The organism is Lacrimispora sp., from assembly GCF_046972725.1.
Taxonomy (GTDB): Bacteria; Bacillota; Clostridia; order Lachnospirales; family Lachnospiraceae; genus Lacrimispora.
This window is the reverse complement of record NZ_JBKVXF010000001.1, coordinates 597,228-611,748: the sequence shown is the minus strand read 5'-3', so window position 1 is coordinate 611,748 and position 14,521 is coordinate 597,228. Positions and strand designations below refer to the sequence as shown.

The window sequence follows — 14,521 nt, the reverse complement described above, 5'->3', positions numbered from 1 at the left end:
TATGAAAAAAGGCGTACCCAATCCTGCTGTGCAGGGAGGCAATGCCTTTTGTGAATAAGTTATTTGCCACCGTATAAATCGTGGTTGACCAAAGCGGAATAGTAATTCCCAATGGTGGAGGGAGCATTGAACAATGTTGCAAGCAGATATCGCTTGATGTTCCGCACATAGGTGGTGGTTTTCTGTAAGCACTCAAACACATAATCAATGTGGGAGCTGTCAAGCCGCAGGAGCTTTTCTTTGACGAGCCGTGCGGGGTATTCTTCTCCAGATATGTTTATGGTAGGTTTGGTGGAGCAGAGTGTTTCCACGATGATGTCTACGATTTCGTCAAGCCGTTCTCTGTCATGGGTTCTTTTGATAAACTCGTACTCAAGATTTTCTAAAACCAATTCTTTTAATTCTGTGATATTTTCGCATCCCATCCACTCCAATCCCATCTCAGTTTTTATGTCAGTGCAACTTGCAGGATGAGATTGATTAGGATTTGATACCTCAGTAATCAATAAATCTTTCTTTTCTTGATTAGTAGTTAATCTATTAGTAATTAATTGTACGGGGTTTTCCAGATAAGGTTTATCCATATCCGGATTATCCAGATACGGCTTTTCCGTATGTGGTATGTCCGTATCTGGTTCAGTCGCATCTGGATTATGTTGTGGGTGCTCGTAAATGATGTACTCGGTATCGGAGATGCGTCCCTTGCTGTCACGGAGTTGATTGCGGATAATATACCCCTGTTTTTCCAGTTCTCGCAGAGTAGAACCGATACTGTCAACACCCTCCTTACAGATTGTCGCCAAGCCTCTGGTGGTGTAATTCCACTCATCGGGCAGTGATAACATCATGGATAGCAAGCCTTTTGCCTTTAGCGTAAGGCTTGTATCTTTCAAATGGAAATTGGACATCACGGTGTATCCACGATTTTTTTCTACCCGAAAAACTGCCATATTTTCTCAACTCCTTTCGTTTGGGTATAAAAATAGCCACAGCATAATACTGTGGCAAAATCATCTGATTTCCTGCTTTGGTTTGTCATAGAAAATATCGCCCTTGAATACCTTGGCGTGTTTAAGAATTTTGCACTCCCCACGGCTTTGGCTCTCCAATGCTTTTTGATAGCCGTTCTCGGAGAGAAACAGCCGCATACGCTCACCTTTATTTCCAACGGGGGAAGAATGGCTCAAAACATCAAAGGTAATCATGTGTTGTGTGCCATCAGCAAATCGCTCCAGAGCCATAATGTCATGCCCTGCAAGGGTAGGTTCTCCCGACTTGATACGAGCTTCGTCAATCATCTCACCAATGGTTTTTCCTGTGGTTTTACCACTATTCATAGGTCAATTCCTCGCTTTCATTATCGTTCCTGCTGTTGCTGCCGCTTTTTTTGCCAACCTTCTAAAAGTTTGAGAATAGTTTCCTCCATTTTTTGCGGAGTGTAGGACTTGGGGAAATATTTGCGGAGTTTATCGCCAGTAAGCGTTATCTTATCCAATTCACCTTTCTTTTCTTCGCTCATAATGGCACACATAACCTCAAGGGTACATTTTCCCTCGGCACTAAACTTTTTAAGCCGCTGTGCCTGTGAGAGTGAGGGAGTAGCTTGTTCCATATCCATTGCCTCAAGCAAATCTGTTTGTTCCTCTTTTTTCAGATAGGACAGTTCCACGGCAGGGTTAAAGGCTATTTTCTTTTCATCTACCATTGTAAGAAGTTCGGGGATCAGCTCGGTTAGGCGAATGTAGCGTTGGACTTGTCTGCCGCTATCACCACTTTCTTTTCCCACTATATCAGCAGTTTCCAACTTCCCGACAACTTGTCGGGAAGTCAAATCCGACCTTGCACCTTGCCGTTTGATAGCATTTAATTTCATCTTAAAGGCAAAAGCTCGTTCGCTTGGCAGAATATTTTCTCTCTGCAAGTTGCTGTCCACCATAATGATAGTGGCGGCATCATCGTCAAGATTACGGACAATGACGGGCATGGTAGAAAGTCCTGCCAGTTCGCTTGCTCTGTGTCTGCGGTGTCCTGCCACAAGTTCATAGCCGCCATCGTCACGGGGACGGGCGATTGCAGGAACAAGCACACCGTATTCCTTGATGCTTTCTGCGGTGTCTGCCATTGCTTCATCGTCTTTTACTTTAAATGGGTGGTCTTTAAATGGAAATAACTCTGTCAATGGTATCTCCATGACCTTTTCACGGTTGGCATCGGCTCTGCTTTCTTCGGTAGAAAACAAATCATCTACCGATGTCAGATTTATGTTTTTGGCGGAGCTTTTCAATCTTCAACACCTCCTTCGTCAAATCTCGGTAGCTTTCCGCAACCTTGCCTTTGGGGTCGTGAGCAAAAATGCTCTTACCCTCGGCACTAATTTCAGCTGCTCGTACTGAATGGGGAATGTCGGTAGAGAATATCTTCATGCTGCCTCCATAGGTTTCTCTTAGTAGGTTGCAGATGTCCTTTGCAAAATTGGTACGGCTGTCTACCATTGTTAGCAGGATACCGTCTATTTTCAGTTTGGGATTAATCTGTCTGCGCACTTTGTTAATGGTCTGTAAGAGCTGTTCTAAGCCTTTGGCGGGTAAATATTGTGCTTGCACAGGAATAATTACGCTGTCTGCGGCAGCAAGGGCATTGACCGTGAGCATACCGAGAGAGGGCATACAATCTAAAAGGATAAAGTCATATTGTTTTTTAACCGTATCAAGATATTGCTTTAGGACAGTTTCACGGCTCATGGCATTTACAAGGGAGACTTCCATACCTGACAATTCTATATTGGCGGGCATCAAGTCTGCTCCCTCATGGTGGCTCAATATACCTTCTTTGTGGTGGAGAGGGGTGTCGGTTATCACTTTACCCATTACAGTGGCAAGGGTGGTATCCAGCTTGTCAGGCTGTGCGTATCCTAAACTGATTGATAAGCTACCCTGTGGATCAGTATCTATCAGCAGAACTTTTTTGCCTTCAAGTGCCAATCCAATGCCTAAGTTGGCACAGGTTGTTGTTTTGCCCACGCCGCCTTTTTGGTTGGCGATGGCGATTATCTTTGCGTTCAATTTTGTTCCTCCTTTCGGTTTTTGGGTATAAAAAAGGAGCTAGTTCGATGAACTAACTCCTTTATGGGATATTGATTTAAGTATATTTTTACATTTTATTTAATGATTAACGCAGTTAAGATACTTTTATTATGGGTGAGAAGTCAAAAAAGATGTGGAGCAATTGTAATGACTTATTTGATAAAGTATAGTCGCTTATATATTCATGCAAACCTTCATCTAAATCCGTTTTTATTGAGATTAGATCTCCTTGACTGATTGCTCCAAACTTATCTTTATTAATTTTAGAAAGTTTTATCGAATTATTGGGAATATCAATATTTTTCACAACGAAGCCGAACATAATATTTTTATTGTGATAAGACGGATATTTAGGAGGTTCATCGACAAAGCGACTAACCCCTTCATCAATATATTTTTTATTTAGACTCGAGCTTCCATCAATTCGTTTGCACTCAATGATATAGTAGTCCTTTTTGTTTTTATTCACCCAATAATTATTTGATGTTACTTTAATATCACACCTTCCTATAAAGGTATCTGTATTTTCATCATATGTTTCAGGCGTTTCTATTTGAAATGAGATAGGAAACATTTCACATCCCAATTCAGTTAACACTGAATTATCGTCTAAATAATAAAAAAATAGATGGTTCTGTATGTTTACCTCATGATTTTTAACTGTGCGTCCTAAAGAAATACAATTTCGCTTCATTAGGCTACAACATTTTTCAATAGTCTCAACAATATAAGAATGAAAACCATTTTGAAAATCTTCATTTATTGATTTTTGCTTAAAACCTCCCATCATTCATCACCTCCCGAATCCATTATTTGCTCCATAACATCGGAAAGGTCAAGTTCTGCAATTGCAGGATGCCAGTACTTATAAAAATTAGGCTTTATGATAAAAAATGAGTTATCAGAAAAATGGATAACATCTCTAATTTGATGAAACTTGTCGTTGTGAGAAAACACACAAAATCTTGATAATAATGCTTTATCATCATCAATACTTTTGACCAAATCAATCGTGGTATCAGATTTGCCATCTAAAACTGCCAGTTCAAATATAGAAAATCTGTTCAATACATTATGGTACAATTTAATTGCAATGTGCTTTTCTACACGTTGATAGATGGCAGTAAATTGTTTTTTAAAACATTCACTATAGGCAACTAATTCCTCGGCAGATATCTTTCTGTAGATACTCTCAAGGTTTGTATTCGTTAGTTCCGGTATCTGAATTTTAATTGCATAATCAATAAATTTATTATCCTTCAATCCAAACGCCTGTAATACTAAATTATCAAGGTTTTCGATTTCAGAATCTAAGTCTGATAAATATAGAAAACTATCTTTCTTTTTTTCTCTATGAATGTACTCAGTTTTATTTGCAATAGCTTCAGAAAAAACATAAGGAAATTCTAATACTTCTCCCATAAACCGCTGCTCTCGTTCTATTCCTATTGAAGTCCCAAGCATAAGGTTCAAATAAGCATATAATGAAGAGTTTAGCAAGCCTACTAGGTTCATGAAAAATGGTCTTTGTTCCACCGTTCCTTTGATGATATACATGGTTTTTTTACAAATAAATGTTTCTTCACTAAAAGCTGCTCGCAATTTGTAATTATTACAGTTCACCCCAGTTGGAGTTAAGACATAAGGTGGCTCAAACAATGCTCTATCCCGAGGACGATGCACTTTGCTTTTTGAAAATAGAGTAGTATTATTTGAATTTACAAAAAAGTGATCCACTCCTTTTTGTGAATCAAGTAGTTTTTTGTTTAGCAAATGAGAAGCATCTAGCTTGTCACCGTCTTGATACTCTACTCCGGCTCCCATGATAATAGGGGGATCTTGTTTTTGGATTGCATCTGAAATTGTGCAGAAACGATTCTTAAGTTTCATCATCAAGGTTAAATCATTAGAAAATCCGTACACAATAGTTTTCCAAGCCCAGTCAAATTTCATCAGCATATCCTGTGCCACATACTTTATATCATTTTTCTCAATAACAATAACATTAAATAACTTGAAGAAAATATTAGGCTTTATAGATGTATAATTGATAACATTATCCAAGTTATTTCCCTCTGAATAACTAAAAGAAATTATTACCGCAGGGGCATCAGCATTCTCGAAAACCAATTTTCTTACGGAAGACATTTCAATTATGCTGTGAATTTTGGTTTTCTGTAACAAGAAGTCTCTAAATCTCTTAGAAGGCTGTTTTTGATTATATAATAGTTTTGAATGCAAAATAAAGCAGCAAGTAGTATGATTTTGACAAAAATCCTTTACTCTGAAAATAAAACTTCTACAAATCTCATTATTTTGTTGCTTATCAAGGTGTCCATTCTTTTTACAGTATTCTAAATGAAGACCTGTTTTTACATTACCCCAAGGCGGATTACCAATAATAAAATCAAAGGAGAGGTCACTTAGTTCTTTAAGTTGCTTGTCATCAAAGAAATCGCTGACAAATAAATTGGTTCCTTTGAGATTTGGTAACGTAAAAGTAGATAACGATTTTGGATCTTTATAGTCTAAAACAGTTAAATAAAGCGAAAATATTGTGACATCAATCGCTTCCTCATTAATGTCGATACCATAAATATTATCAATTAAAAGAGACTTTAGAAGATCATCATCATCACAATATATCTGCCCACTTAGGTTTTGCTCTACCATACGGCGATAGCTGTCAACTAAAAATACACCAGAACCGCATGCGGGGTCTAATATGGTATATTTATTATGTTCTTTTAAGAATCCTAATGTAGTTTTATCTAAAATGTATTCAACGAGATAATTAGGTGTGTAGAATGCATTGTCTTTTGCTCTTGCTTCCCGTCCAAGTAATATTTCGTATATATTACTTATCAGTTCTACTGGAATAATATTAAAATCATACATTGCAAATAGTGACAGTTGACCATCATTCATTGAAATTTTTCCAGATAAAAAATTTGCAAGCAGATTAAATACGTCCTGTGTTAATTCAGGGCATTCAATTTCATCACCTAAGTCAAAAAGATTTCCATTAAATTTTGATTTTAGATATGCAAACAAAGTATATATTGAACTTTTATCTCCCAAACACTTAAGAAGTTCATTTTTTGATTGTTCAATATTATTAGAAAAATTCTCATAAGCAAGATCAACACCTCGATCTATCAAAAATCTAATAAAAATAAGTCTTAATACTAGCTTTGTAGCAAAACTTATGTGATATGTTTTTTTCAATTCTTCCGTCAAGTAAGTAATATTTGCTAGCAAAAAATGATTCAACTTTGCATTTGAAAATCCTTTTATGAACTTTCCCCAGAATATAGGGTTTGTTATTTCTAAATAGGAAAAGTCTGTTGTAACAGAACAATTATCTATCGAAAATTCTGTAGCCATTTCTAAAATATAAGATGACAAATCCAAAGACATTCCATTATATATTTTAACTGTTTGGTCATCGCAAAGAATAGCAACAGGAATTTGAGCATTCCAAACCTGTTTACTAATTGTTTTAAAAGAAGCGTCGTCAAAAAGGCTATCAAAAAAAAGAATAAATGGTTTTCCATCCATAAAATAGATTGCATATGGTTTAATCTCAGAGACTACTTTAGATATATGGTTAGTGTAATTAGAACAATTAAACTCACTATAATAAACAAGGTTTTCTGAATTTTTGTAACCAAGTTTTTTAATAACAGTTTCTATTGGCAATTCATATCTTTTCATTTTTAAGTAAGCCTCCTTTCGTTTTCTCTGTTTCTGCAATAAATAATAAATATGTTTCAATTTCCAAAGCGTCAGCAATTTTTTGAACGTTATCTAATGCAATGCTTCTTTTCTCACGTTCTATTGCACTGATATAGGTTCTATGCAATCCTGCCTTTTCTGCAAAAGCTTCTTGCGACAGTCCTATTTCAGCTCTATACTTTTTCACGTTATTTGCGAACACTTTTACTATATCCATGGTTGCACATCACCTCAACAGTAATTTTATTTGATTGAATACAATAAGTCAACATACAATAAGTCACATCGTTATGATATTGGAGAAAGCAATTATATAAAAAATTGCCCCTTACAGACGTAAGAAGCAATTTTCATATCCATATTGGGTTTTCTATATTACTTCAAAATAAATAAGTGCATCTTTGATGGCATCTACTTGAATAGGAGTGGGGTGCTTTCTTGGATTTTTTAATGTTTCAACTGCATTAGGGGCAACGTACATTGGCAGACCTAAACTTCGTTTCACTTCGGCAATATATGCTGTGTGAACTTTGAAGCTGTATTTTTCATCAATATATTCTTTAATCATTTTGTAAGTGGTTCGTGGTTTTGGCTTGTATGCCTCAGCCTTTTGAGCTATATTATTAAGAGTGAGGCTATTTTGAACAGTGACTATACCATCAAGTGGTATCAATCCATCACCGTGTCCAAAGCCTACGGTAATACTAATATAACTGTCTGGAGCTTTGTGGGTTTTTGGTAATACCGTTGAGACGGTGGTTTTGCTGGAGCGGAAAGGCTAGGAAATCAAAGGGTTTTGAGATTCAGAACAATCAAGTATTTAGATGGCAGTTGAAAATGAATAGAAAATTAGTTGCGTAATTTTCAACAAGTGGAGTTACGGCAGAACTGATATAGGTATCGGTAGCAGGTATTGATTTCTATATAATCAAACCGAAAGTATCATATACCTAAGTTCATTTGGATTGGTATGATAAACAATCCCGCAGTACGATTGAAATGAAAGATATAACCTCACTACCAGCTATTGCCGATAAGATAATTGGTTAGAACTGTGAAGGAGTAGCTATGGTATCAAAAAAAGGAACTCGGAAGTTCGTATATAAAGGAAAGGTTTTCTATTGGTTTGTCAAAAGAGATCAATTAGATTTTATAAAAATTTACATACTTTCCGAGGATAAGAAAATCCGCTTGGAATGTAATCCCATTGATTCGGAAGCCATAATAGAGCCGAATGATATTAGAATACTTTTGAAAGATTATTTTGAGTTGCGTGAAACATAGGAATCAGCAAGAACTTCTATACCTGACAAATTTTAATTTGTGAGGTTGAATGGTAATCAGTGGGGTAAAAGTTTTACCCCACTTGAAAGTTAGGCAGTTTAGTTTTACCAAGTGATATAAAAGTTGAGTCTACAGGAATGTGGAGGCCGTTTGTCTGCTAACCCGTGTATAATAAGGATTTAAGCTGTTTTTAATACTGGCAACGGTTGCCGCCTTTTCAAATATACCTGCACTTCTGGAAGCCATTGTGTCAGTTGCATGGGACATGGGAACTTTGATGTTAAAAATCATATTGTAAGATGTAAAAGCAAAATAACAAATAATAACAAATAATAACAAATTTATCTTGACAATAAGAAAAAATGTGTTATTATGATAGTAACAGAACGGTTTGTTTTTTTATCTGGAAAATTTTTAAATTGATTTTTTAGATTGAATTGAATGAATTGTACTAAGAGGTTAAGTTATACACAATTACATAGGTGACAATAATTTTGTTGAATATTACAAAGGCGTATTATTAATAATAGTACGTCTTTTTTTGTGTATGGAGGTGAGAAATGACTGTCCAAAAAGTATTAAATAACAATGTTGTTATTGGTTTGAATGATTCAAACAAAGAAATAATCCTAATGGGAAACGGAATTGGATTTGGAAGAAAAAAAGGGGATTATATAAATTGCAATATAGCAGAAAAATGTTTTCAACTTTCCGATTCTGTAAAAATGAAATTTGAATCTATCATTCAAAACGTTGCATATGACAATATGATGATTGCGGAAGAAGTGATCACGTATGCAAAAGAAGTCAAAGGGTTAAAATTATCGGATGTAATTTATATTACATTAACGGATCATTTAAATTTTGCAATTGAAAGACATCGGGATAAAATGGATTTTAAAAATGATTTGTTAAAGGAAATTGAAGAAAAATATCCAAAGGAATTCCAGACAGGATTGAAAGCTTTAGAAATTATAAAAGAGCGTATCAGCATGCAGCTTTGGAAGGATGAGGCAGCATTTATCGCAATGCATATTGTAAATACAGAAATTGAATAAAGATCGAGGTGTTACGTTTCAGGCGGCAAGACTCAAAATGACAAAAGCGTTGTTTTGAGTCTTTTTTTATTACTAAAAAGGGCCCAAATAGAAAAAATGGAGTCAACACTCAAAGGGCGAAAGGAGAAATAAGATGTTAAAAGTATCATTTACCAGAAGTATTATAAACCCGGTGTTTCCATGTAAAATGGAAGGTTACCACGAGAAACGTTTTTGCCTGTTTCAGAAAAATGAGGATGGGCTGCCAGTCGATCCTATGCGTACTGCATATGCAGGAAGAGATGATTTGGTCATGGATACGATCTTAATTAAGGCGGGAGAAGGGAAAGAAGTCATCATACACGTGGCTGACGTTGTCAGTGTAGAGAAGTCTTTTTCAGAGGAGGCAAAGAGACGCCTGGCCGCAAAATATCAGATGAAAGAAGAACAGTTTGTTATTACTGCTTCCCATACTCATTCCAGTCCTTTGGTCTCTCACGGGATTGCAGGAGACTTGCATCCCAGTGAAGAATACCATCAGCTGATGATTACAAAAATGGAGGAAAATACTGCATATTGTCTGAATCATTTAAAAGATGCGGTTGTATCATTTGATTCCCATGAAATCGAAGGGTTCCTTGCAAACAGGCATGGTCTTGATCAGGAGTATTTTAACAAAATTCTAACTTTGAATTTCAAGGACCTGGAAGGCAATGGCATTATCCGTATGCTGAATATCGGAAGCCATCCGACTGTTTTGGATAATAAGAACAAATGTGTTTCTGCAGACTTTTTCGGTGTCATTCGCCGCTATCTGCAAGGCTACGATGGAGAGCCTACAATGATCGTCAATGGTGAAGCAGGTGATATTAGTACAAGACTTACAAAGAAAGCCGGTGATTGGCCGGAAACGATCAGAATCGGAGAAGGAATTGCAAAACAGATTCAGGACCCGAATGTCCCACAAAATCTGGACTTTGATGAAGTGGTAATAAAAGAAGTCCCATTTGTAATTGATTATAATCCAAAGGCGGAGCCCTATCTGATTAATAAAAAGAAAGAATTAGAAGAAGAATTAAAAGAACTTGATCCCGAAAGCAGAGAAGCAATTATGATTTCACAATGTTTTATACTTGATGTAAATGAAAAGATGGAAAAAGACAGGATTTATTTTGAACTTTCCAGTTTTATTTATGATTTTGGTTCTTTTCGAATGGTAACGTTTCCCTCTGAAATTGATACCCAGCTTGCTAAGAAACTTCGTTATGCGGATGAGAAACCAACGTATGTGATAGCGTATAGCAATGATTTTCATTATTACGCAGTAAATAAAAATGAATATGGTAAATGTCATGAATCATATGTAACCGATTACCCCTTTGGAAAGGCTGATGAATTTGTAGATAAGATTATTGCAAATTATGAATGAGGTAAAATGAAATTATTTCAATCAATTCAAATCAAAAATTTAGTGATAAAAAACAGAATTGTAGTTCCGGCAATGCTTGTAAATATTGGAACAGTCCGGCAGGGAAAAGTATCAGAGGAAAAAGTCCGTCATTATCAGGCAATAGCAGAGGGCGGTGCCGGGCTTATCATACAGGAATCAGCGGCTGTTTCTAAAGAAGATGGGAAAGCCATTGACTATGAGCTGGATTTCTTTTGTGATCATTCGATTGAAGAAATGAAAAAAATTGTTGATGCAGTACATGAAAAAGGCTGTCCAATTTTTCTTCAGTTATGCCATGCAGGAGTTACGGCTATTGATGAACAACCAATTTGTCCAAGTGCATATACCTGTACAAAAGCTGGCAGAACCAGAACCGGAAGAGAGATGGATCTAAAGGATATAAAGCGTGTGCAGCACGATTTTATAGAGGCAGCGAAACGTGCTGTCTTAGCGGGATATGATGGCATTGAAATTCATGGATGCCACCGCTATCTGATTAGCCAGTTTTTAAATACAAGAGTGAACAAAAGAACGGATGAGTATGGAAGAAAACCGGAGTATTTCGTTCAGGAAATTGTGAAAGCAATAAAAGGTCAGACTCCAACAGATTTTATTGTAGGAATAAGAATCGGAGGCTTTGAGCCGACACTGGCGGATTCCATTCGTTATTGCAGGCTTCTTGAAAAGGAAGGAATTGATTTCTTTAATATATCGTATGGATGCACGGGGGAATTTGATGCAGAGACTCCCGAAGGTTATCCATTGAAAGATATCATATACGCTGCGTCTAGAATAAAGCAAGAAGTAAGCGTTCCTGTTTTTGCTGTCAACGGGCTTCATACAGCCGGGCAGGCAGAAGAGGTACTGTTGGAGACAAATGTTGATATGGTCAATATAGGAAGAAGCATTCTGGTGGATCCGGATTGGCCTTCTCATATCATGAGCAATGAAGCAGCCGGAAGATGCATTGACTGCAGGCAATGCTATTGGCACACAAAACCGGACCATTGCCCCGGAAGGAAATTATTCAAGAAAAGCCTACGCTAGAAGAGGAGAAAAGAAAATGGCAAATAAGAATTATTTAAATATGTCAAACGAAATTATTGCGGCTGTCGGCGGAGTATCGAATGTCGCAAATGTATCTCATTGTATGACACGCTTGCGGTTTCAATTAGTGGATTCATCTAAATTGAACCAGGAAAAAGCAAAAGGAATTACTCATGTTATGAATCTGGTTGTACAAAATGGTGAATACCAATTTGTGATTGGACAGGATGTGCCAAATCTTTATAATGAAATTATTAAGAATGAAGGAATCAAAGCGAACACAAATACAGTGGAAATCAAGCAAGTAAAGGACAATGGACAAAAAAGTAAAGTAGTCGAAGCCATTTTCTCTTTTATAGGAGGAACCTTTTCTCCAGTCATACCAGTGCTTATCGCAGGAGGATTGACCGGGGCTGTATTAACCTTGCTTACTACATTTTTTGGTGTAAGTTCTGACTCTGGAACATATCAGGTATTTTATGCAATTAATCAGGCAGCCTTTTTCTTCTTACCGGTTTTTGTCGGCTTTAGTGCAGCGACCAGATTAAATTGCAATGGATATCTTGGTGCTTTTCTTGCAGCGATCCTTTTGTTTAGTGGAATTAATGGCGTGGAAGGATTGGATTTTTTTGGATTAAAGATACAAACAATTAGTTATAATGCAAATATTTTTCCAATTATTCTTGGCGTTTTATTTATGGCGGTGGTATACAAATATTTACAAAAAGTTATGTTTGTATATATGAAAACAATTTGTGTTCCATTGCTCACGATGCTAATTACGGTTCCGGTCACATTACTCGTATTAGGACCGATTGGAAATACGGCAGGTACCTGGCTGAGTAATGCTTTATTAGCGCTTTATTATACCGTTCCGGCACTTTCTGTAGCAATTGTGGGTGCAGGCACATGCTGGCTGGTATTCTTTGGTATGAATAATGCTACATACGTTCCATTGTTTTTATTGTTGGCAGAAATTGGAAGCGATCCGCTGATTTGTACTGGTATGGCTCCTGCAAATGTAGCTGTAGGCGGTGCATGTTTAGCAGTTGCATTTGTTGCAAAAAAAGGAGATGAGAAATCAGTTGCGGCAGGTGCAGGTGTGACCGCATTATGTGGTATCACAGAACCGGGGGTATATGGTGTGTTGTTTGTGAAAAAATACCCATTAATAGGAGCAATGATAGGTGGTGGTATCGGTGGATTTCTTGCAGGACTTCTCGGAATGACACAATATGTTGTTTCTACCCCGGGATTTATCTCTTTTGCTGCGTATATTACACCGGCAGATCAAGGCGGTGGGTGGTATAACCTGATCGTTTCTATGATCGTTATGGTCATTGCAGTAACAATCTCCTTCCTTGTTACTTTGATATTAGGAAAATATGCAATGAAAAAGGAGCGTGTTTAATTGAATGAATTTCCGAAAGGCTTCTTATGGGGAGCCAGCACCAGTGCTTATCAGGTTGAGGGTGCCGCATACGAAGATGGGAAAAAGGCAAGTCAACAAGATATAATTAATAAAGACAGTTTTTTGCAATATGGGTTTGCTACAGCTGATGTTGCAAGTGATCAATATCATCATTATAAGGAAGATATTGAATTGATGAAAGAAATGGGTTTTAGTACCTACCGCTTCTCTATCGCATGGAGCAGAGTATTCCCGGATGGAGTAGGAGAAGTGAATGAAAAAGGCATACAATACTATAGGAATCTGATAGAGGAACTGCGGAAAAACCAGATTGAGCCAATTGTAACCTTATACCACTACGACCTTCCATGGGCCTTGGTAGAAAAATATGGCGGCTGGCTGAATCGACAAGTGGTAGCGGATTTTACGTATTATGCCAGTTATATGATTAATGAATTCAAAGATCAGGTGAAATACTGGACGACCATTAATGAACAGAGCATCATCGTTCAGTATTGGACACAGAAATGCTACATACCAGATGAAGTGCTTTCTGATAATCAAAAGAGGTACCAAATCAATCACCATATGAACTTAGCGCAGGCAATTGCGAATCGATTGGTTCATGAGCTGGTACCAGGAGGATTGGCAGGTGCTGCTCTTGGTTATAGTCCTATTTATCCGCTTACTTCGGATCCAAAAGATCTGATGGCAATGCAGAACGCTCAGGCACTTAGAAATGATTATTATACGGATGTGTATTTTAAAGGAAGGTACAATACTGCGGCTCATATTTATCTGGAGGAACACGGACTTGCACCGGTGATTGAAGACGGTGATCTTGAACTGCTTGCAGATCCTGCCGCAAGTTCAGATTTTCTGGCTTTAAATAATTATGCCAGTGAATGTGCAAAATGGTGTGAACATGGAACGAAACAGATTCAGTGGAGTGGTGTAAACCGTACTGGACAAAAAGGAGATATTTCTGGATTTGAGACACACCCAGGCTTTTATGAAATGTGTGCAAATCCAAAGCTTGACACGACTGACTGGGATTGGGCAATCGACCCGCAAGGTATGGAATATATGTTAAGAGATCTTTACAACCGTTATAATAAGCCGCTTATGATTACAGAGAATGGGCTTGGCTCCTACGATGTTCTGACGGAAGATGGAAAAGTACATGATACTTATCGAATTGATTTTCTGAGAGAAAATATAAAGGCAATAAAACGGGCAATTGATCAAGGAGTGGAAGTACTGGCTTATTGTCCCTGGAGTGCACTAGATCTTTTATCGACTTCCAACGGTATGAAGAAACGCTACGGACTTATTTATGTTGATAGAAGCGATGAAGATCCAAAGAATTGTACACGTATTCGTAAAGACAGTTTCTATTGGTATAAAAAAGTGATTGAGTCAAACGGTGCCAAGCTGGACGAAAAATAAAAATATAACTCAAACCTAGGAG

13 protein-coding genes and 1 pseudogene are annotated in these 14,521 nt (G+C 37.2%); 6 read left to right on the top strand and 8 right to left on the bottom strand.

Going from position 1 to position 14,521, the window contains the following annotated elements:
• Positions 1-59: 59 nt before the first annotated feature.
• The 8 genes and pseudogenes from ACLTWA_RS03145 to ACLTWA_RS03110 form a co-directional block, all read right to left on the bottom strand.
• Positions 60-950, bottom strand: coding sequence for a DUF6017 domain-containing protein (locus tag ACLTWA_RS03145; protein ID WP_412326091.1), 891 nt, complete (start codon positions 948-950; stop codon positions 60-62).
• Between the two features lie 60 nt (positions 951-1,010).
• Positions 1,011-1,337, bottom strand: a complete 327-nt coding sequence (locus tag ACLTWA_RS03140) for a DUF5720 family protein (RefSeq protein ID WP_412326090.1) — start codon at positions 1,335-1,337, stop codon at positions 1,011-1,013.
• 20 nt (positions 1,338-1,357) lie between these two features.
• On the bottom strand, positions 1,358-2,284 hold the full coding sequence (locus ACLTWA_RS03135; protein ID WP_412326089.1) for a ParB/RepB/Spo0J family partition protein: 927 nt from the start codon (positions 2,282-2,284) through the stop codon (positions 1,358-1,360).
• Positions 2,241-3,062 carry a ParA family protein gene (locus ACLTWA_RS03130; protein ID WP_412326088.1) on the bottom strand — a complete coding sequence of 274 codons (822 nt, stop codon included), beginning with the start codon at positions 3,060-3,062 and terminating at the stop codon, positions 2,241-2,243. Before ACLTWA_RS03130 ends, ACLTWA_RS03135 begins: the two co-directional genes overlap by 44 nt.
• Before the next feature lie 115 nt (positions 3,063-3,177).
• Entirely contained in the window at positions 3,178-3,873 is a 696-nt protein-coding gene (locus ACLTWA_RS03125; RefSeq protein ID WP_412326087.1) for a hypothetical protein, read from the bottom strand.
• Positions 3,870-6,800, bottom strand: coding sequence for a class I SAM-dependent DNA methyltransferase (locus tag ACLTWA_RS03120; RefSeq protein ID WP_412326086.1), 2,931 nt, complete (start codon positions 6,798-6,800; stop codon positions 3,870-3,872). The genes ACLTWA_RS03125 and ACLTWA_RS03120 overlap by 4 nt, the downstream gene beginning before the upstream one ends.
• Positions 6,787-7,038 carry a helix-turn-helix domain-containing protein gene (locus ACLTWA_RS03115; protein WP_412326085.1) on the bottom strand — a complete coding sequence of 84 codons (252 nt, stop codon included), beginning with the start codon at positions 7,036-7,038 and terminating at the stop codon, positions 6,787-6,789. The genes ACLTWA_RS03120 and ACLTWA_RS03115 overlap by 14 nt, the downstream gene beginning before the upstream one ends.
• 153 nt (positions 7,039-7,191) lie before the next feature.
• Positions 7,192-7,575 (bottom strand): annotated as a pseudogene (locus ACLTWA_RS03110) (hypothetical protein); the annotation flags it as partial.
• 206 nt (positions 7,576-7,781) lie between these two features.
• Between ACLTWA_RS03110 and ACLTWA_RS03105 the strand changes: the two are divergent.
• The 6 genes from ACLTWA_RS03105 (at position 7,782) to ACLTWA_RS03080 (ending at position 14,499) form a co-directional block, all read left to right on the top strand.
• Positions 7,782-7,871, top strand: a complete 90-nt coding sequence (locus ACLTWA_RS03105; RefSeq protein WP_412326084.1) for a flavodoxin — start codon at positions 7,782-7,784, stop codon at positions 7,869-7,871.
• 794 nt (positions 7,872-8,665) lie between these two features.
• Positions 8,666-9,163, top strand: coding sequence for a PRD domain-containing protein (locus ACLTWA_RS03100; RefSeq protein ID WP_412326083.1), 498 nt, complete (start codon positions 8,666-8,668; stop codon positions 9,161-9,163).
• A 133-nt stretch (positions 9,164-9,296) separates the two neighbouring features.
• Positions 9,297-10,571, top strand: coding sequence for a hypothetical protein (locus ACLTWA_RS03095; protein WP_412326082.1), 1,275 nt, complete (start codon positions 9,297-9,299; stop codon positions 10,569-10,571).
• A 6-nt stretch (positions 10,572-10,577) separates the two neighbouring features.
• Complete coding sequence (locus ACLTWA_RS03090) at positions 10,578-11,639, top strand: tRNA-dihydrouridine synthase (protein ID WP_412326081.1); 1,062 nt, start codon at positions 10,578-10,580, stop codon at positions 11,637-11,639.
• Entirely contained in the window at positions 11,539-13,050 is a 1,512-nt protein-coding gene (locus ACLTWA_RS03085; protein ID WP_412326080.1) for a PTS transporter subunit EIIC, read from the top strand. Before ACLTWA_RS03090 ends, ACLTWA_RS03085 begins: the two co-directional genes overlap by 101 nt.
• The gene (locus ACLTWA_RS03080; RefSeq protein WP_412326079.1) at positions 13,051-14,499 is read left to right on the top strand and encodes a glycoside hydrolase family 1 protein; all 1,449 of its coding nucleotides are present in this window, start codon (positions 13,051-13,053) and stop codon (positions 14,497-14,499) included.
• The last annotated feature ends 22 nt before the right edge of the window (positions 14,500-14,521 follow it).